We start from the raw sequence: 19,691 nt of genomic DNA, 5'->3' as shown, positions 1-19,691 counted from the left end.
GTCAGGCACGTAGCGGCCATAGGGCGCGCGGCGGTCTCGTCAGATGCACGGCGGCCCAGGGGCCACACCAGCGCCCTCAAGCGTCCAGCCGCGTGAGGCCCGCGTCAGCCCCTCAAGCACCCAAAACGCCACCGAGACACACAACACCCCATCAAGCGCCCTCGCCAGGTAGCGGTGCCTCCCACGTCACCGCTGTGCCGCGGCCGCCCTCCCCCAGGCCGGGGCCGAAGGCGCTCGATCCGCCCAGAGCCTCGGCCCGCCGGGCCAGGTTCGCCAGGCCGCTGCGCCGGCCGCCCGCGGGCACGCCCACGCCGTCGTCGGCGACCGTCAGCCGGACCGCCGGGCGCCCGTCCGCGAGCCGAGCCGTGGCGTCCACGACCACCTCGATCCGCTGTGCCCGGGCGTGCCGGAAGGCGTTGGACAGCGCCTCGCGCAGTGCCGCGACGAGATGGGCGCCGGTCATCGGGCCGACCTGGTCGTCCACCGGGCCCACGAAGGTCAGGGACGGCTGGAAGCCCAGCGGTACGGCGGCCGCCCTGACCTCGCGCAGCACCCGGCCGCGCAGCCCGGCCGGGGTTTCGGGCGGGGCCTGCTGGAGCGCGTAGATCGCCGTCCGCACCTCCTGGATGGTGGCGCCGAGTTCCTCGACGGCCCGCTCGATCCGCGCCCGCACCTCCGGCGCGTCCGACCGGCGTTCCGCGCTCTCCAGCAGCATCGCGGCCGCGAAGAGCCGCTGGACGACGAGGTCGTGGAGATCGCGGGCGATCCGGTCGCGCTCCTCGAGGACCACGAGCCGTTCCCGGTCGCGCTGCGCCTCGGCGAGCACCAGCGCGATCGCCACCTGCGCCGCGAACTGGGCGGCCAGAGCGCGCTCGCTGGCCGTGAACGGGCGGCCGCCGCGCTCGCGCGCGGTGGCCAGCGCGCCGAGCACCCGGTCGCCGCTGCTCAGCGGCACCATCAGGCTCGGCCCGTAGCGTCCGGGGGCGCTGGTGCCGAGCAGCGGGTCGGCGGCCGGATCCTCGATGAGGACCGGCTGCCCGGCCAGCAGCCTCGGCACGGCCGGGGAGCGGGCCGGAAGCGCCGTGCCGAGCAGCCCGGACGGCTCGTCGGCGGCCACCGCCGTGACCTTCAGCCCGCCGCCGCCGTCCTCCGGCAGCAGCACGATCCCCACCGCCGCGTCCGCGAGTTCCCGGACCTTCTCGGCGACCACGGACGGCCCGCCGCCCATCCCGCCTACGGCACTTTCCCCGGCGCCGCCGGACAGCAGCGCCTGGGTGACGGCCACCGCCCCCTCGATCCAGCGCTCGCGCTGCCGGGTGGCCCCTTGGACGCGGGTGTGGCCGATGGCGATCCCCGCCTCGGTCGCCAGCACCTCGACCAGATGCCGGTCGGATTCGGTGAACGGACCGCCGTCCCGCTTCCCGGCGAGGCAGAGGGTGCCGAAGGTCTCCTCCCCCACCCGCAGCGGAACGGCCAGATACGAGCCCTGCGGCCCGGCGGCCGAGGGCGCCCCGGTCCGGCGCGCCTCGGCGAGCAGTTCCGCGCACCCCTCCCGGTCGGCCTCGGTCTCGCCGTACGTGACCACATCGGCCAGGCCCTGGCCCGCGGCCGCGTCACCCTCGGCATGGTGCACCCCGATCGCGGCGCGGCGGGCACCCACCAGCTCGGCCGCGGTGCGGACGATCCGGTCGAGGACGGTGTGCGCGTCCGGCCCGGTGCCGAGCGCGCGCATCGCCTCGAGCAGCCGCGGCAGCCGGGCCGTGAGCTCGGTGGACAGCCCTCGCAGACCGCGGGTCGCCTCCGCGGCCACGTCCAGAGGGTCGGGGGAGGGGGCAGCGGCCGCCATGCCGTCGAGCCTAATGAATGCGGCGGATGAACGCCCTGCCGTGCCAGGCCCTGTCCGGTGGACCTTGGCGGCGCCTGTGGCACGAGCGGCCGACGCCACGGAGCCCCGCCGTGGCCGAGGGCCGCTGGGAGATGCGTCGGCGGGCCCGTGAAAACCCGCCGACAGGGCCTGGTGGGCGCCCCCGTGCCCGGCACCCACGGGCGCCGGGCCGGGCCGTCGCAGGCCCCGCGGCATCAGCCACACAGAACCTTGCCGGCACCCACCAGCACTCCACCCTCCACGTCCTCCCGCCAGGGCCACACCTGCCCGGCACCCACCCGCACCGGGCCAGGCCGTCCCCGACCCCACGGCATCAGCCACACAGAACCTTGCCGGCACCCAGCTGCCCAGCCCCCACCGGCACTCCACCCTCCACGTCCTCCCGCTCCAGCATCCGGCGGAACGGTCCGTCGGCCGAGGCCAGCTCCTCGTACGTCCCGCGCTGGACGGCCCGGCCCCCGTCGAGCACGATCACCTCGTCCACCGCGGCCAGGCCCGCCAGCCGGTGTGTGATCAGGACGGTGGTGCGCCCCCGGGTCGCCGACAGCAGGTCGGCCGTCAGCGCGTCGGCCGTGGGCAGATCCAGATGCTCGGCCGGTTCGTCCAGCACCAGCACCGGGAAGTCCGCCAGCAGCGCGCGGGCCAGCGCCAGCCGCTGCCGCTGACCGCCGGAGAGCCGTGCGCCCTGCTCGCCGACGAGCGTGTCCAGGCCGTCCGGCAGCCCGTCCACCCAGTCGAGCAGCCGGGCCCCGGCCAGCGCCGAGCGGAGCTCGCCATCGCTCGCGCCGGGACGCGCCAGCCGCAAGTTCTCGCGCAGCGAACTGTCGAAGACATGAGCGTCCTGGGCGCAGAGGCCGACGAGCCGCCGCACCGCGTCCCCGTCCAGGGCGGCGGCGTTCCGGCCCGCCAAGGTGTAGGTGCCCCCCTCGGGGTCCAGGAAGCGGAGCAGCACCTGGGCGAGGGTGGTCTTGCCCGCCCCCGACGGGCCGACGACCGCGACCCGGCGCCCCGGGCGCAGCTCCAGCCCGAACCCGTCCAAGGCGGGTGCGGACTGCCCGGGGTGGCGGGCGGTGATCCCGCGCAGTACGAGCGGATACGGCGTGCTGGGCGCCTCCTCGCGCCGCGCCTCGTCGGGTTCGCGCACCGGAAGCGGCTCGTCCAGCACCTCGTACACCCGCTCCGCGGCCCGCCGCACCCGCTGTCGGTGCTGCACCGCGAGCGGCAGCCCCGCGACGGCCTCGAAGGCGGCGAGCGGGGTCAGCACCACGACCGCCAGCCACACCCCGTGGATCCGGCCGTCCGCCACGGCCGGCACCCCCACCCACGCCGCGGCCGCCACGGTCAGCCCGCAGACCAGCGCGGACAGCCCGGCACCGGTGCCGGCGGCGGCCGCCGTACGCCGGGCGATCCGGGTGAGCGCCCCATCGGCGCGGCGTACCTCGTCCAGCCGGCGCGGCAGCGCGCCCGCGACGGTCAACTCGGCGGCACCCGCGAGCAGATCGACGACCTGCGCCGAGAGGGCACCGCGCGCCGGTGCCAGGCGACGCTCCGCCCGCCGCGCGAGTGCCCCGGACACGGCGGGCACCACGACCCCCGCCACCAGCAGCCCCGCCGCCAGTACGGCCCCGGCCTCGGGCAGCACCCAGGTGAGGAAGCCCACCGAGGCCGCGCCGACGATCAGCGCGGTGCCGACCGGCAGCAGCCAGCGCAGGAAGTAGTCCTGGACGGCGTCCACGTCGGCCACCAGCCGGGAGAGCAGATCGCCGCGCCGCGTCCGGCCGAGCCCGGCGGGCGCCAGCCGCTCCAGCCTCCGGTAGACGGCGACCCGCAGCTCGGCCAGCACCCGCAGCACGGCGTCATGCGAGACGAGGCGCTCGGCGTAACGGAAGACGGCCCGCCCGATTCCGAACGCCCGGGTCGCGGTGACCGCCACCATCAGATACAGCACGGGCGGCTGCTGCGCGGCCCGCGAGATCAGCCACCCGGAGACGGCCATCAGCCCGACCGCGCTCAGCAGAGCGAGGCTCCCAAGCAACAGGGCCAGCCCAAACCGCCCCCGCCCACCACGAGCCCCCACCCGCACCCGAGCCAACACACCGCGCGGCGACCGCACGCCGGTCCGGTACGACGAGGTCGAGCCGCGCGACACGGCCGGGCGAGCGGACGCGACCGGGCCATCCGACGCAGCCAGATCCGTCCCGTCCGACCCGGGCCGCGCCTCGCCCAACCGCCGGCCGCACCCGGCATCCGACGTCGGCGCCTGCGCGGCGCCGGATACGGCGGCTGGCGTGCGCTCCACGCCAGCGGGCGCATCCGCCATCGGCTCATGCGCGCCACCGGGAACATCAGCCCGTGCCCGCTCCGCGCCCGTGGCCGCCTCCAACGCGGACAGTCGCACCTCTGCACCCCGACGCACGGATACGCACGCCTCGGTGCGCAGATCCCCGGCCACACCCGCACCGTCCACCGTCGCCCCGTGCCCGGCGGCGAGCAGCGTGGCCACGGAGGCCACAGGGGCCCCGGGCCCGGCCCCGGACCCGGCACCACCCTCCGGCCCCGCCAGTCGCAGGACACGGTCGGCCAGCGGAAGCAGTGCCGGGCGGTGGACCACCAACAGCACGGTGCGGCCCTCGGCCAACCTCCGCACCGCCTCGACGACCGACGCCTCCGTCTCACCGTCCAGGTTGGCCGTGGGCTCGTCCAGGAGCAGCACGGGCCGGTCGGCCAGGAAGGCGCGGGCCAGGGCGATCCGTTGTCGCTGGCCCGCGGACAGCCCCGCGCCCATTTCGCCGAGCCGGGTCTCGATCCCGTCCGGCAGGACGGAGACGAAGCCAAGCGCGTCGGCGTCCCGCAGGGCGGTCCGTACCGCCTCGTCGTCGGCGTCCGGCCGGGCCAGCCGGACGTTCTCGGCGATCGTCCCGGCGAAGAGGCAGGGGCGCTGGGGCACCCAGGCGATCTGGCGCCGCCAGCTCTCCGGTTCGAGCGAGGCCAGGTCCCGGCCCCCGATCAGCACCCGGCCCTCGTGTGGCGCGGCGAAGCCCAGCACGGCGTTCAGCAGGGTCGTCTTCCCGGCACCGCTGGGGCCCACGACGGCGACCGTCTCCCCCGCGCGGATCTCGAACGAGGTCCGCGCGAGGGACGGTTCGACACGTCCGGGGTGACGTACCACCAGCCCGTCCAGCGCCAGCGCGGCGCCCCGGGCGTCGGGGGCCGGTGAACCGCCCGCCTCCGAGGGCTCGCGCCCCAGCACCGCGAACACCTCGTCCGCCGCCGTCAGCCCCTCCGCCGCCGCGTGGTACTGCGCACTCACCTGCCGCAGCGGCAGATACGCCTCGGGTGCGAGCACCAGCACCACCAGCCCGGTGTAGAGGTCCATCTCGCCGTGCACCAGCCGCATTCCGATGTCGACCGCGACCAGCGCGACCGAGACCGTGGAGAGCAGTTCCAGGGCGAGGGAGGAGAGAAAGGCCAGCCGCAACGTCTTGAGCGTGGCCCGCCGGTAGTCGGCCGTGATCGCGCGGATCGAGGCGGCCTGGGCCTTTGCCCGGCCGAAGACCTTGAGGGTCGGCAGCCCGGCGACGACATCGAGGAAGTGCCCGGACAGCCGGGACAGCAGCCGCCACTGACGGTCCATCCGGGACTGCGTGGCCCAGCCGATGAGCGCCATGAACAGTGGGATCAGCGGCAGCGTCGCGACGATGATCAGCGCGGAGATCCAGTCCGCGGTGACGATCCGGGCGAGCACCGCCACCGGCACCACCACGGCCAGCCCCAACTGGGGCAGATAGCGCGCGAAGTAGTCGTCCAGGGCGTCGATACCCCGGGTGGCGAGGGTGGTGAGCTCACCGGTCCGCTGGGAATCCAGCCAGCTTGGCCCCAGCCGCACGGCCCGCTCCACCAGCCGCAGCCGCAGCTCCGACTTGACCGCCGCACCGGCCCGGTGGGCGGCCAGTTCGGTCAGCCAGGAGACGACCGCCCGGCCGACGGCGACCAGGGCCAGCAACCCCAGCGGAAGTGTCAGCGCCCGCACACCGTCGCCGTGCTGGAAGGCGCCCACCACGATCTCGGCGATCAGCATCGCCTGTGCGATGACCAGCCCCGCTCCGGCCAGGCCCAGCGCCACGGAGGCGGCGAGGAAGAAGCGGGTGGCCCGTGCGTACCGCAGCAGCCGGGGGTCGATTGGTTTCACGTGAAACACCGCACCCGCGTCAGTGGGTCGCGGGGATGTGCCGGGTGCCGATGCGCTTCCGGAAGACCCAGTACGTCCACGCCTGGTAGGCCATGATCAGCGGCATCATGATGACCCCGATCCAGGTCATGATCTTGAGCGTATAGGGGCTTGAGGAGGCGTTCGCCGCGGTCAGGCTCCACTCCGGGTCCAGCGATGAGGGCATGACATCGGGGAAGAGGGCCAGGAAGAGCATCGCGACGGCGGCCGCGATGGCCACCCCGGACAGCGTGAACGCCCACCCCTCACGCCCCCGCTGGTTCATGATCAGCGCCACGGCCAGCGCCAGGACGGCGATGGCGACCGCCACCAGACTGGAACCGTTCCCGCTGTCCCCCTGCGTCCAGACCAGGAACGGCACCGCGACCACGACGGTGGCCAGACCGAGCCGGGCCGCGCACCGCCGTGCCCGCGTCCGGATGCCCCCGTCCGTCTTGAGCGCGGCGAAGACGGCGCCGTGGAAGGTGAACAGCACCAGCGTGACCACCCCGCCCAGCAGGGCGTACGGCGTGATCAGATCCGTCAGACCGCCCGCGTAGTTCCCGTCACGGCCGATCGGCACCCCGTGCACCAGATTGGCGAAGATCGCTCCCCAGAGGAACGCGGGCAGCAGCGAGCACCAGAAGATCACCTGCTCCCAGTTGCGCTGCCAGCGGTCCTCGGGGCGCTTGTGCCGGTACTCGAAGGCGACACCGCGCAGGATCAGGCACACCAGGACGGCCAGCAGCGGCAGATAGAAGCCGCTGAACAGCGTCGCGTACCAGTCGGGGAAGGCGGCGAAGGTCGCCCCGCCCGCCGTGATCAGCCAGACCTCATTGCCGTCCCACACCGGCCCGATCGTGTTGATCAGGACCCGGCGCTCGGTGCGGTCGCGGGCGAGCAGCTTGGTCAGTACGCCGATGCCGAAGTCGAAGCCCTCCAGGAAGAAGTAGCCCGTCCACAGGACGGCGATCAGCAGAAACCAGAAGTCGTGAAGGTGCATGATCCTCTCCCGATCCTCTCCGGCCGTCAGTACGCGAAGGTCAGTGGCTTGTCGGCGTCCTCGTCCTCGACGGCGCCCCCGCCGCCCGGACCGCCCGAGGGCAGCCGCAGCTTCGGGTCCTTGGCGGGCGGCTTCTCGTCGGTGTCCGGTCCGGCCTTGGCGTACTTGGCCAGCAGCCGCACCTCGATCACCGCGAGCGCCCCGTACAGCAGCGTGAAGACGCCGAGCGAGATCAGCACCTCGGTCCGGCCGACCCCGGGGGAGACCGCGTCGGCGGTCTTCATCAGCCCGTAGACCGCCCAGGGCTGACGGCCCATCTCGGTGAAGATCCAGCCGAAGGAGTTGGCGATCAGCGGGAAGCCCATGGTGAGAATGCCGATCCGCCAGGACCAGGTGGACAGCAGCGGGGCCATCTCACGCTTCTTGGTGAGCATGAGCCGGGGCACCTCGTCCTCGCCGGTGCGGAAGGCGGGCGCCAGCCACAGCTTGCGCCGGGTCGTCCACAGCCCGATCAGCCCGGCGACGAACGAGGTCATCCCGAAGCCGATCATCAGCCGGAAGCCCCAGAAGGTCATGAAGATGCTGGGGATGTAGTCATCGGGCTGACCGCCGTAGGCGTCGGCCTCCCGCTGGGCGATGTCGTTGATCCCGGGGACGGAGTCGGTGAAGTTGCTGTGCGCCAGGAAGGAGAGCACCCCGGGCACCTCCAGCTCGACGCTGTTGTGCCCCTTGCTGACATCGCCGACGGCGAAGACCGAGAAGGGTGCGGGCGCCTGGGTGTCCCAGAGCGCCTCGGCGGCCGCCATCTTCATCGGCTGCTGCTCGAACATCACCTTGCCGAGCTGGTCACCGCTGGTCGCCGTGCCGAGCCCGGCGATGACCGCGACCACCAGGCCCACCCGCAGCGAGGTCCGCATCGCCCCGATCTGCTTCTTCCGCCCCTCGCCCAGCTCCTCGCCGCGCTCCCGGAGGCGCTTGGCGCGCAGCAGATGGAGGGAGGAGATGCCGACGACGAAGGCGGCGCCGGTGAGGAAGGCCGCGGTCAGGGTGTGGAAGACCACGACGAGGGTGGTGTTCTGGGTCAGCACCGCCCAGATGTCGGTGAGCTGGGCCTTCCCGGTGGCCTTGTCGATGGTGTAGCCGGTCGGATGCTGCATCCAGGAGTTGGCGGCGAGGATGAAGTACGACGAGAGGATCGTGCCGATCGCGACGATCCAGATACAGGCGCAGTGGATCTTCTTGGGCAGTTTGTCCCAGCCGAAGATCCACAGACCTATGAAGGTGGACTCGAAGAAGAAGGCCAGCAGTGCCTCCATCGCGAGCGGGGCGCCGAAGACATCACCGACAAAGCGGGAGTAGTCCGACCAGTTCATACCGAACTGGAACTCCTGCACGATGCCGGTGACCACACCCATCGCGATGTTGATCAGGAAGAGCTTGCCCCAGAACTTGGTGGCGTGGAAGTACTTCTCCTTGCCCGTGCGGACCCAGGCGGTCTCCAGACCCGCCGTGATCGCGGCAAGAGAGATCGTCAGCGGCACGAAGAGGAAGTGGTAGACCGTTGTGATGCCGAATTGCCACCGGGCCAGCGTCTCCGGCGCCAGAGCCAGATTCACCTGAATCTCTCCTTACGGGCGTGCCTGCTCGCGGGCGAGCTTGTGAACGTATTCACATTCACAAGCAATGATACGCATACGGCTTCGCCCCCTCCCACCAGGGGGGTGGGAGGGGGCGAATGCGGCACGTATGGCTATCCTTCGCACCTCGCGGCAGGGCTGACGACCCCTTGGCGGCCCCGCGGACGGCCGCCCCGCGCGGCTCAGAGCTCCTTGCGGAACTCCTCCGCGGTCCGCAGGAAGATCTCGTTCGCCTCGCGCTCGCCGATCGTCACCCGCACCCCCTCGCCCGGGAACGGACGGATGACCACGCCCGCCGCCTCGCACGCCACCGCGAAGTCGGCCGTGCGCTCCCCCAGCCGCAGCCAGACGAAGTTCGCCTGGGAGTCCGGGACAGTCCACCCCTGGGCGGTCAGCGCCTCCCACACCCTGCCCCGCTCGGTGACCAGCGCGTCCACCCGCTCCCGCAGCGCGTCCTCGCTGCGCAGCGAGGCCACCGCCGCGTCCTGGGCGAGCTGGCTGACGCCGAACGGCACCGCGGTCTTGCGCACCGCCGCCGCCACCGGCTCATGGGCGATCGCGAAGCCGACCCGCAGTCCGGCCAGGCCGTACGCCTTGGAGAAGGTGCGCAGCACACACACATTCGGCCGGTCGCGGTAGATATCGATGCCGTTGGGGACCCGGTCGTCCCGGATGAACTCGATGTACGCCTCGTCGAGCACCACCAGCACATCGGACGGCACCCGCTCCAGGAAGCGTTCGAGCTCGGCGCGGCGCACCACGGTGCTGGTCGGGTTGTTGGGATTACAGACGAAAATCAGCCGAGTGCGGTCGGTGATGGCGTTCGCCATCGCCTCCAGATCGTGCTCCTCGGCATCGGTCAGCGGCACCTGCACCGCTGTCGCACCGGCGATCTGAGTGATGATCGGATATGCCTCGAAGGACCGCCAGGCGTAGATCACCTCATCGCCCGGTCCGGCCGTGGACTGGACCAGCTGCTGGGCGACACCGACCGAGCCGGTCCCGGTGGCCAGATGCTCCAGCGGCACATCGAAGCGGCTCGCGAGCTCGGCGATCAGCGCAGTGCAGGCGAGGTCCGGGTAGCGGTTGAAGGAGGCGGCGGCGTTCGCCGCGGTCTCCAGCACCCCGGCCAGCGGCGGATAGGGGTTCTCGTTGGAGGACAGCTTGAAGGCCAGGGGGCCGCCCGCGGCGGCCGGCTTACCGGGCTTGTACGTCGGAATGCCGTCCAGCGCGGCGCGCAGCTTGGGGCTCTTCTCGGTCACCGACAGTCCTCCTCGACCCATCCTGTCCCGGCCGTGCACAGCATTCGCACACGGCAATACTGCACACCTTATGAGGATTCCCCCGTCTCGCGTACCCGCCGGGGGGAGCCGCGTACCCGCCCCCGGCGCCCGCGTACCCACCGGGGGGAGCGCCCCACTTTTCCGCGTGCGCCCGTGGCGAGCGCCGTGGCGCGCATCACTCGTGCAGGTGAGTTGAGACCTCTTCGAGACATGTATCAATCAGCAGATGTGGATATGCCAGGGGCGCCCAGAGGCCCGGTGGAACCCCCAACTGGCTTCACTTCCAAGGGAATTGGGGAAGGCGCTCATGCAGAAACGTGCCTTCCGAATACCGATGGCGGAATCGCGCAACCCTCCCACCCGCGCCCTACTATCGGCTGGCCATGACAGCAGCAGGGAAGCACCAGGTGAGCCGGTCGACCGGCCGCCGGTTAGGGCGGGCGGGCATCCGGGACGTGGCCGCCGCCGCCGGGGTCTCGATCACGACCGTCTCCGACGCGCTCAACGGCAAGGGACGGCTTCCGGAAGCCACCCGCCGCCATGTCCGCGAGGTCGCCGAGCGGCTGGGCTACCGCCCGTCCGCAGCGGCCCGCACCCTCCGTACCGGCAAGTCCGGCCTCATCGGCCTGACCGTGACCACGTACGGGGATGAACCTTTCACCTTCACCGAGTTCGCCTACTTCGCCGAGATGGCGCGGGCCGCCACCTCCGCCGCGCTGGCGCGCGGCTACGCCCTCGTCATCCTCCCCGCCACCTCACGCCACGACGTGTGGTCCAACGTCGCCCTCGACGGCACCGTGGTGATCGACCCCTCCGACCACGATCCGGTCGTCGCCGAGCTACTGCGCCAGGGCATCCCCGTGGTCAGCGACGGCCGCCCGGCCGGCTCCCTCCCGGTCACCGCCTGGGTCGACAACGACCACGAGGCGGCGGTGCTCGGACTGCTCGACCACCTCGCCGAGGCCGGCGCCCGCCGGATCGGGCTGCTCACCGGGACCTCCACCGACACCTACACCCGCCTGTCCACCACGGCGTACCTCCAGTGGTGCGAACGGGTGGGACAGGATCCGGTGTATGAGGCGTACCCGGCCCACGATCCTTGTGCCGGTGCCGTCGCCGCCGACCGGCTGCTCGCGCGCCCGGACCGCCCCGACGCGGTCTACGGCCTCTTCGACCCCAACGGCACCGACCTGCTCGCCGCCGCCCGCCGCTACGGGCTGCGCGTCCCGGACGATCTGCTGCTGGTGTGCTGTAGCGAATCGACCGTCTACCGCACCACCGAGCCGCCCATCACGACCCTCTCACTCAAACCCCGCCGGATCGGCACGGCGGTCGTACAGTTGCTCATCGACGCCATCGAGGGCCTTGACGGCGACCAGCCCGTTGAACAGGTCATACCCACCGAATTGATGGTGCGGACGTCGTCACAGCGCCGTCCGCCGCGTACGACGGTCAGCGCCCCGCGCAGCCGCTCCGGAGGCTGACCTGAGGGTGACTCAAGGATGACCCGAGGAGGACCTGAGGCCAATGGGCTTTCCCTACTGGGCCAATCCGGGATAAAAGTCCGACCTGGCAGGAGCGAGCAGCGATTGACGGCACCCTGGTGCGTCACAAGCCCTCACGGTCATTCCTATGATGGGCGGACGACACCGCGGACCGCCGTCGACCAGGCAAGGTCCACAAGGTGGCACGGCGGCGTGATGGTGGAGGGGTCGATGACTCAGGGGGCCGGTCTGGAAGCCACGGCAGGGACCACGGCTGCGATCCCGCTCGTGCCCGCGTACGGGGCGTCCACCCCGCCCAGCATGATCGCGCCCGGGGCCGGGCCCGCGCCCACCGCGCCGGGCCCCGCCGCGCCCGTGCCGGCGCCGGCGCCCGCGCCCGAGGCGCCGGCTCCCGGGGCGCCCGCGCCCACCGCGCCCCCGCCCGCCGAGTACACCCCGACCGAGCGGCTCCCGGTCATGGGCCCGGGGCACACCATCCCGGACACCCCGCTGGTCCCGCCGCAGGACCGCCCCACCGTGGCGCTCACCCCGGTGCCCGAGCCCGAGCAGGGCCCGCTCGCCCAGGACGAGGGGCCCGGCCCGCTGTACGTCGTGGGCGATGTCCACGGCTACCACGAGGAGCTGCGCGAGGCGCTCGCCGCCGAGGGCCTGATCGACGCCAAGGGCAACTGGTCCGCGGGCAACGCCCGGTTGTGGTTCCTCGGCGACTTCACCGACCGCGGCCCCGACGGCATCGGCGTCATCGACCTGGTCATGCAGCTGTCCGCCGAGGCCGCCGCGGCGGGCGGCTACTGCAAGGCGCTGATGGGCAATCACGAGCTGCTGCTGATCGGCGCCAAGCGGTTCGGCGACACTCCCGTCAACTCCGGTGCCGGAACGGCCTCCTTCCAGGCGGCCTGGCTGCTCAACGGCGGCCAGCGCACCGACATGGAGCGGCTCGAGGACCACCACCTCCAGTGGATGTCCCGGCTGGACGCCATGGCCGAGGAGGACGGCCATCTACTGGTCCACTCCGACACCACCGCCTATCTGGAGTACGGCGACTCGATCGAGGCCGTCAACGACACCGTCACCGAGACCCTCCAGCGCAGCGACGCCGACGAGTGCTGGGACCTGTTCCGCAAATTCACCAAGCGGTTCGCCTTCCGCGACGAGGACTCCGGGCCCACGGCGGCCCGCGAATTGCTCGACACCTACGGCGGGGAGCGCGTCGTCCACGGCCACAGCCCCATTCCGTATCTGCTCGGCGAGGTCGGCTCCGAGGACGAGGACGGCGGCGCGCCCACCATCGAGGGCCCGCATGTCTACGCGGACAATCTCGCCGTGGCCATGGACGGCGGCATCACCATGGCCGGAAAACTGCTGGTCGTACAACTTCCCTTGGCGAACTGAGGGTTCAGCGGGCGCTGTCCGGGGCAGATAGAGAGCTTCACCGACGCGGGAGCAATTCACGAAACTTGCTGTCACCCCACGCCGGATCGGCTCTACCATCGGCTTATCCGTCGCAGGCTCTCCTCCGTTTCCGCCCGACTGCCCGGTGAAAGCCGGGTGTCACGGCCTTACGGAGCATCGGGGGATGCACCATGAAAAGCGCTCCGCACCTGCTGACCGAGGACCGCCCGGAGTTCGAGCGGGTTCTCGACGAGGCACTGCGCACCACGGACCGCCGCCCGGACCTCACCGGTGCCGGGCAGCGGCTCACCGCCGAGCAGCTGCGCACAATGGCGCTCGGCGCCTCGGCAGCGATAGCGGCATGCGCCGCCGCCGAATATCAGGACTACCGCGAAACTCGCGCCAAACTGCGCGAGCCCGCGCCGCTCTTCCCGCTCGCCGGGGACGTGGGCGAGCGCGAGCGCGAGCGCGAGCAGCCGGACGGCACGGTGGGGCTCGCCGGCGCGATGCAGGACGCCACGGGGGCGGGGCTCTTCGCCATGCTCGCGGTGCTGGCCCCGGTGCTCGCCGGCACCGCCGCGATCATCTTTCTCCTCGTCGGCTACACCCTCAACGTCCTCGATCCGGCCCCCTCCATCGCCGGGCCCATGGTCACCGCGGGCTGGCTCTTCGCCGCGCTGACCGCCGCGGGCATCCTGATCGCCGGCGTCGGACTGCTGCTGACGGCGCTGCGCAACGGCTCCAGCGCGATCCGGGGCGAGGCGCGCAGCGAGCGGCTCGAGGAGGTGGACCGCGCCAGAGAGGTCTGGCGCCAGGCCCTGCTGGAGCGCGGCATCCTGCCGTTCCTCCACGAGGCCCTGGCCAACCCCTCGGCCCCGTCCCCCTCCGCCTACGTCCCGATCAACCCCGAGACGGTCAGCCGCACCCCGCACCTCGGCTACAGCCGCCCCGGCTTCAGCACCGACGGCGAAGGCCCCAAGGCCCGCCCCCGCTACAGCAGCCCGGACTACACCAGCCCCGACTACGGCGGGCCGGAGCACCAGCCGGATTAGCACTGATGGTCGGTTCGCCCTCGGATTGATCGATTACCATCCTATCGAGCGAACTTCCGCCTATTCGGGGGAATTGATGGGCGGTGATGTTTAGCGTCCGTAGGTGGAGGTGATGCGCGATGCGCAAACACAACACACCGCCGGGCCCGTCCGCTCGGCACGACGCCATGGACGTCAACGACTTCGTCTACGCGGCCACGGGGGCCCGGCTTCGCCGACTGACCATGCCGGACGGCGAGCACTGGTTCCCAACGGTCGACGTCTGCGCGGAACTCGGCCACACCAACCCGCGAAAAGCGTTGGCGGACCATGTACAAGCTGGCGGAAAGTCTACGCTCGAGAACGTAACCTCACGTTACGGTCTCAGCATTCCAGCAGGTAGGGAGTGGCGCCGAGACTTGCATCTGGTGAATCTGCAAGGGCTGATTCAGCTCGTGAACGGCTGCACCAAGCCCGCGTGCCTGCCCTTCAAACAATGGGTCTCCAGAGTGATCGCCACCGTCCAACGCGAGGGCTCATACGCGCTGGAGGTCTCCGAGATCTCCCGCCCCACTCCACCGAGCGAGCTCATGGACGCGATCGTCCGACTGGAGATGCGGACCGAACGCTTCCATACAGAGGTACTGGAGTCCCTGCACCGGTCCGAGCAGGCCTGGTCACAGATCCTCGACGCGCTGGGCTGCCGACCGGGCGCTGAGCCCGAGGCGGACAAGCGGGAGCTGAGGCTCAGGACGGAGAACCTGTTCGCACAGTGGAAGGACCGGCTGAGCATCACCGAGGACGTGTGGGCGGTGGCCGTCTACATCCTTCCCACGCTGGCCGAAGCCGGCCAGGTCGGCCACTCGCTGGAGACGCTCTCGGCCAAGACGGGGCTCACCCGGCAGCGGGTGCACGACTGTCTGCGCTTTCTCCAGAAGCACCGCTGCATCCGTCAGAACGGGATGACGGACAGCGGGAACCCGATCTACGTGGCTGAGCTTCCGCCCGCGTAGCGGCACGCTGAGGGTCCGAAGTCGCAAAACGACGTTGCGGCTTCGGACCCGCCTCGCAGCGTATCGCCTGGTTCAATCCGCGGGCGCCGCTTTGCCGGACTCCACCCGCGATTTCGGCCTACGCGTCCGCGCCTCAGTCCGCGAGCGGCAGGTACACCCGGTTGCCCGCCTCCGCGAACTCCTTGGACTTCTGCGCCATACCGGCCTCGGCCTCCGCCGCGTCCATCGCGCCGCCGTGCTCACGGCGGATGTCCTGGGAGATCTTCATCGAGCAGAACTTCGGCCCGCACATCGAGCAGAAGTGTGCTGTCTTGGCCGGCTCCGCCGGGAGGGTCTCGTCGTGGAAGGAGCGGGCCGTGTCCGGGTCGAGGGCCAGGTTGAACTGGTCCTCCCAGCGGAATTCGAAGCGCGCGTCGGAGAGCGCGTCGTCCCACGCCTGGGCGTCCGGATGGCCCTTGGCCAGGTCGGCCGCGTGGGCGGCGATCTTGTAGGTGATCACGCCGGTCTTGACGTCATCGCGGTCCGGCAGGCCCAGGTGCTCCTTGGGGGTGACGTAGCAGAGCATCGCCGTGCCCCACCAGGCGATCATCGCCGCGCCGATGCCCGAGGTGATGTGGTCGTAGGCGGGGGCGATATCGGTGGTGAGGGGGCCCAGGGTGTAGAAGGGGGCCTCCTCGCAGACCTCCTGTTGGAGGTCGACATTCTCCTTGATCTTGTGCATCGGGACATGGCCCGGACCCTCGATCATCGTCTGGACGCCGCGCTCCTTGGCGATCCGGTTGAGCTCGCCGAGCGTGCGCAACTCGGCGAACTGGGCCTCGTCGTTGGCGTCGGCGATCGACCCGGGGCGCAGTCCGTCGCCCAGCGAGTAGGTGACGTCGTACGCGGCGAGGATCTCGCACAGCTCCTCGAAGTGCGTATAGAGGAAGGACTCCTGGTGGTGGGCCAGGCACCACGCCGCCATGATGGAGCCGCCGCGGGAGACGATGCCGGTCTTGCGGCGGGCGGTCAGGGGGACGTACGGCAGCCGGACGCCGGCGTGGACGGTCATGTAGTCGACGCCCTGCTCGGCCTGTTCGATGACCGTGTCCTTGTAGATCTCCCAGGTCAGCTCCTCGGCCCTGCCGTCGACCTTCTCCAGCGCCTGATAGAGCGGCACGGTGCCGATGGGGACCGGGGAGTTGCGCAGCACCCATTCGCGGGTGGTGTGGATGTTGCGGCCGGTCGAGAGGTCCATGACCGTGTCGGCGCCCCAGCGGGTCGCCCAGGTCATCTTCTCGACCTCCTCCTCGATGGAGGAGGTGACGGCGGAGTTGCCGATGTTGGCGTTGACCTTCACCAGGAACCGCTTGCCGATGATCATCGGCTCGATCTCCGGGTGGTTGACATTGGCCGGGAGCACGGCGCGGCCCGCCGCGATCTCCTCCCGGACCACCTCGGGGGAGACGTTCTCGCGGATCGCCACGTACTCCATCTCCGCCGTGACCTCGCCCCGCCGCGCATAGGCGAGTTGGGTCACGGGGACGCCCGGCCGTCCGCTCCGGGGCTGGCGCGGACGGCCGGGGAAGACCGCGTCGAGGTTGCGCAGTCCGCCGCGGGGCGAGGTGTGCTTGATCCCGTCGTCCTCGGGGCGGACGGGGCGGCCCGCGTACTCCTCGGTGTCGCCGCGGGCGATGATCCAGTTCTGCCGCAGCGGCGCCAGGCCGCGGCGGACATCGGTCTCGATGTTGGGGTCGGTGTACGGGCCGGAGGTGTCGTACAGCGTCACGTCCTGGCCGTTGGTGAGGTGCACTCGGCGGACCGGGACTTGGAGGTCCGGGCGCGAACCCGCGACATATCCCTTATGCCAGCCGAATTCGGCCTTTTCGGCGCGCGATTGTGCATCCTGCTGAGTCATGAGACCCACTCCCTACGCCGGCATTACCCGGTAACAGGTTCAGCGGTCGGCGCAGCTTCAGCGTCAGCGCCCTCTCAGCCCGGTGCTCCGAGCTCCCGCGATTGCAAAGGTTCGTCACCACGCTAACGGTTTATCCACAGCGCTGAACAGAGGGCCCACGTCTCTTGCGATGATGCGACCGTGACCGCCATCCAGCAGGACCACCCGCCCGAGCAGCCCCACCACCCCTCCGATCAGGCACACGGCCACGGCACTCCCCATGGCCACTCCCACGGCCATGGCCCCGCCACCCCCGTCTCCACCCGCCTCCGCAAGATCATCGCGGCGGTGCTCATCCCCTTCGCGGTGGCCGTCGTCGCCGGTCTGATCGCGCTCTGGCCGGGCGGCACGCCCGACCACAAGGCGCACGGCCGCAGCGGTCTGGGTTTCGACCAGGAGACCGTCGCCGGACGGGTGGTGAAGGTCGAGGAGGTGAACTGCGCCGATGTCAACGCCCAGCCGCAGGCGCCCACCGAGCCCGGCCAGGACAGCGCCGCACAGAACGGTGCCCCTGGGCAGAGCGCGAAGAAGAGCGTCTGCGAGAAGGCCACCATCGAGGTCACCTCGGGGAAGGACAAAGGCCGCACTTTCCCTGAAATCATCCAGCCCAACGCCTCGCGTCACTTCAGCGCAGGGCAGCAGCTGAAGCTCGCGTACGCGCCCAAGGCGCCCAAGGAGCTCCAGTACTCCGTGTCCGACGTCGACCGGTCGATGCCGATGGCGCTGCTGGCGGGGCTGTTCGCGCTGGCCGTCGTGGCGGTGGGGCGGTTGCGCGGGGTGTTCGCGCTGGTAGCCCTGGCGATCAGCTTCGGGGTGCTGACGCTGTTCATCCTCCCGGCGATACTCCAGGGTTCCAATCCGCTGGTGGTCGCGGTCGTCGGGGGCAGCGCGATCATGCTCCTCGCGCTCTATATGTGCCATGGACTGACGGCCCGAACATCGGTCGCCGTACTCGGCACACTGGTGTCACTGCTGCTGATCGGGGTGCTCGGCTCGCTGTTCATCGGCTGGGCGAGCCTGACCGGCAATACGGACGACCAGACCGGGCTGGTGCACGGCCTCTATCCGAACATCGAGATAAAGGGGCTGCTGCTCGCGGGCGTGATCATCGGCTCGCTGGGCGTGCTGGACGATGTGACGGTCACCCAGACCTCGGCGGTGTGGGAGCTGAGGGACGCGGACCCGACCGTGTCCCGGCGCAGGCTCTACGGCGCGGCGATGCGGATCGGGCGGGATCACATCGCCTCCGTCGTGAACACCCTGGTGCTGGCGTACGCGGGCGCGTCGCTTCCGCTGCTGCTGCTGTTCTCCATCGCGGACAGCGGGGTGGGCGCGGTCGCCACCAGCGAGATCGTCGCGGAGGAGATCGTACGGACGCTGGTGGGCAGCATCGGGCTCGTCGCGTCGGTGCCGGTGACCACGGCGCTGGCCGTGCTCGTGGTCTCCGCGGACCGCGCCCCGGCGGCGGACGGCGGCGCGCGGCCGGGGGCCGACGCGGGCGGCACGCAGAGCGCGCAAGGCGCGCAAGGCGCGCAGGGAGCCCGGAGCGGCCGGGGCGGACGCGGGCGGCGGCGCCGGGCGAAGACGCGCTGAGAGGACGGTCGCGACCTGCCGAGGCAGCGGACAAGACCTGCCGAGGCGACGGACGAGACCGCTGAGCCTGTGGGCGAAGGCGCGCCGAGCCGACGAGCGAGGACCGCCGAGCCGCCGGGCGAAGACCGCCCAGACAACGCGCGAGGACCGCCGAGCCGCCGGGCGAAGACCGCCCAGACAACGCGCGAGGACCGCCGAGCCGCCGGGCGAAGACCGCCCAGACGACGGGCGTGGCAGGCTGGCCGACGGGCGTGGCACGCTGAGCCGATGGGCATGGCACGCCGCCCCCGCGGCGGCTCGGTCAGGGCTCGGCAGCGGCCCCCGGCCCACCGTACGCACCCGGCTCTCAGCCCGCGTATCGGTCCTCGGCCAGGATGCGGTGGAGTTCGGCGTCGAGATCGCCGACCGGATCGCAGGCCGCCGGCTCCTGGCCGAAAGGCACCACCCGGTCCGTCCGGTCGAGGAAGGCCACCAGAGGAGCGGCCCCGGCCCGGAACAGGGCGCGTTCACAGCCCACTTGGAGTCTGATGAAGACGTCCGAAAGCCCCTCGGGGGAGGCGGGGGCGATGCGCACATCCCCCTCGCCGGTGGGTTTGCTCAACCCGTCCAGCAGTAGCTCCCGCGCGAAGGCCCAGCTCACTGGCGCATCGCCGGGCAAATGGAAGGTGATCTCGACGGCGTAGGGGTCGCCGCTGTCGTAGGACAGCTCGACCGGGATCCGGAAGGAGAGATCCTGCGAGACCAGGAAGGTCATCGTCACTTCCGCCTGAACCGTGTCACGCATCTCACGCATCGTTCGCCGCCCCGGGTTGTTTGCGCTTCGCCGACTCTGGAGCGTAGCGACTCGATTGCGGTGCGGAGTCGGTTTGCCTCGTGTGAGGGAACGAAAATGGCCAGTGTTGCCGTGAGGAAACCCGCGGGGCCGGACGGCGCGGACGAGGCGGGTCCGGTGGGCGGGAGATCGGGGCCGGCGCACCGGCCGTATCGAAGATCGCTGTCGTCAACAGGCACCCCCGGGGTGTTGTTGCGAGGCAGACGCCGAGAGGAAGAACGCCGAGGACTCGCACTTTAACGGCAGGGGTGGCGCGGGGCGGTGCTCCCGCCCCGGCGGTATCCCTCGCGCGGCGTATCCGCGCGCCGCGGGGGCCGTCAGGGCCTGCGGGGATGCGTCAGGCCCTGGGCGACACGGCGGGCGCCGCGGGCCAC

12 protein-coding genes are annotated in these 19,691 nt (G+C 71.4%); 5 read left to right on the top strand and 7 right to left on the bottom strand.

Annotation, left to right across the window (positions count from 1 at the left end; translation table 11 throughout):
* Positions 1-151: 151 nt before the first annotated feature.
* From NQU54_RS16645 to hisC, 5 genes are all read right to left on the bottom strand, one after another.
* Positions 152-1,846, bottom strand: a complete 1,695-nt coding sequence (locus NQU54_RS16645) for a GAF domain-containing sensor histidine kinase (protein WP_257631744.1) — start codon at positions 1,844-1,846, stop codon at positions 152-154.
* A gap of 352 nt (positions 1,847-2,198) precedes the next feature.
* Positions 2,199-6,074 carry a thiol reductant ABC exporter subunit CydD gene (cydD, locus tag NQU54_RS16640; protein WP_257631743.1) on the bottom strand — a complete coding sequence of 1,292 codons (3,876 nt, stop codon included), beginning with the start codon at positions 6,072-6,074 and terminating at the stop codon, positions 2,199-2,201.
* Between the two features lie 19 nt (positions 6,075-6,093).
* On the bottom strand, positions 6,094-7,095 hold the full coding sequence (cydB, locus tag NQU54_RS16635; RefSeq protein ID WP_257631742.1) for a cytochrome d ubiquinol oxidase subunit II: 1,002 nt from the start codon (positions 7,093-7,095) through the stop codon (positions 6,094-6,096).
* 26 nt (positions 7,096-7,121) lie between these two features.
* Positions 7,122-8,711, bottom strand: a complete 1,590-nt coding sequence (locus NQU54_RS16630; protein ID WP_257631741.1) for a cytochrome ubiquinol oxidase subunit I — start codon at positions 8,709-8,711, stop codon at positions 7,122-7,124.
* Between the two features lie 203 nt (positions 8,712-8,914).
* Entirely contained in the window at positions 8,915-9,994 is a 1,080-nt protein-coding gene (hisC, locus tag NQU54_RS16625; RefSeq protein ID WP_069861139.1) for a histidinol-phosphate transaminase, read from the bottom strand.
* A 404-nt stretch (positions 9,995-10,398) separates the two neighbouring features.
* Here hisC and NQU54_RS16620 point away from each other — a divergent pair, with 404 nt between their 5' ends.
* From NQU54_RS16620 to NQU54_RS16605, 4 genes are all read left to right on the top strand, one after another.
* A complete protein-coding gene (locus NQU54_RS16620; protein WP_079152833.1) occupies positions 10,399-11,499 on the top strand; it encodes a LacI family DNA-binding transcriptional regulator in 1,101 nt (366 codons plus the stop codon).
* 231 nt (positions 11,500-11,730) lie between these two features.
* Positions 11,731-12,912: a metallophosphoesterase gene (locus NQU54_RS16615; protein WP_372505900.1), complete on the top strand. Its 1,182-nt coding sequence runs from the start codon at positions 11,731-11,733 to the stop codon at positions 12,910-12,912.
* 191 nt (positions 12,913-13,103) lie between these two features.
* Positions 13,104-13,964 carry a hypothetical protein gene (locus NQU54_RS16610; protein ID WP_257631740.1) on the top strand — a complete coding sequence of 287 codons (861 nt, stop codon included), beginning with the start codon at positions 13,104-13,106 and terminating at the stop codon, positions 13,962-13,964.
* Between the two features lie 119 nt (positions 13,965-14,083).
* Positions 14,084-14,956, top strand: a complete 873-nt coding sequence (locus NQU54_RS16605) for a BRO-N domain-containing protein (protein ID WP_069861147.1) — start codon at positions 14,084-14,086, stop codon at positions 14,954-14,956.
* A 133-nt stretch (positions 14,957-15,089) separates the two neighbouring features.
* On the opposite strand, the gene thiC is transcribed toward NQU54_RS16605, so the two are convergent.
* Positions 15,090-16,853: a phosphomethylpyrimidine synthase ThiC gene (thiC, locus tag NQU54_RS16600; protein WP_257631739.1), complete on the bottom strand. Its 1,764-nt coding sequence runs from the start codon at positions 16,851-16,853 to the stop codon at positions 15,090-15,092.
* A 180-nt stretch (positions 16,854-17,033) separates the two neighbouring features.
* Here thiC and NQU54_RS16595 point away from each other — a divergent pair, with 180 nt between their 5' ends.
* Entirely contained in the window at positions 17,034-18,485 is a 1,452-nt protein-coding gene (locus tag NQU54_RS16595) for a YibE/F family protein (RefSeq protein WP_257631738.1), read from the top strand.
* A 346-nt stretch (positions 18,486-18,831) separates the two neighbouring features.
* Here NQU54_RS16595 and NQU54_RS16590 read toward each other — a convergent pair whose 3' ends face one another.
* Positions 18,832-19,269, bottom strand: a complete 438-nt coding sequence (locus NQU54_RS16590; protein WP_044572700.1) for an SsgA family sporulation/cell division regulator — start codon at positions 19,267-19,269, stop codon at positions 18,832-18,834.
* Positions 19,270-19,691: the final 422 nt, after the last annotated feature.

The sequence above is a fragment of the Streptomyces malaysiensis subsp. samsunensis genome (genome assembly GCF_024519315.1).
GTDB classification, from domain to species: domain Bacteria; phylum Actinomycetota; class Actinomycetes; order Streptomycetales; family Streptomycetaceae; genus Streptomyces; species Streptomyces malaysiensis.
Note: the sequence above shows the minus strand (reverse complement) of the source record. Positions and strands in the feature narration are given on the sequence as shown.

Coding starts and splice junctions, on each gene's coding strand:
- NQU54_RS16645 (WP_257631744.1), bottom strand. CDS start 1,846: ATGGCGGCCGCTGCCCCCTCCCCCGACCCTCTGGACGTGGCCGCGGAG.
- cydB (WP_257631742.1), bottom strand. CDS start 7,095: ATGCACCTTCACGACTTCTGGTTTCTGCTGATCGCCGTCCTGTGGACG.
- NQU54_RS16620 (WP_079152833.1), top strand. CDS start 10,399: ATGACAGCAGCAGGGAAGCACCAGGTGAGCCGGTCGACCGGCCGCCGG.
- NQU54_RS16615 (WP_372505900.1), top strand. CDS start 11,731: ATGACTCAGGGGGCCGGTCTGGAAGCCACGGCAGGGACCACGGCTGCG.
- NQU54_RS16610 (WP_257631740.1), top strand. CDS start 13,104: ATGAAAAGCGCTCCGCACCTGCTGACCGAGGACCGCCCGGAGTTCGAG.
- NQU54_RS16605 (WP_069861147.1), top strand. CDS start 14,084: ATGCGCAAACACAACACACCGCCGGGCCCGTCCGCTCGGCACGACGCC.
- thiC (WP_257631739.1), bottom strand. CDS start 16,853: ATGACTCAGCAGGATGCACAATCGCGCGCCGAAAAGGCCGAATTCGGC.
- NQU54_RS16590 (WP_044572700.1), bottom strand. CDS start 19,269: ATGCGTGACACGGTTCAGGCGGAAGTGACGATGACCTTCCTGGTCTCG.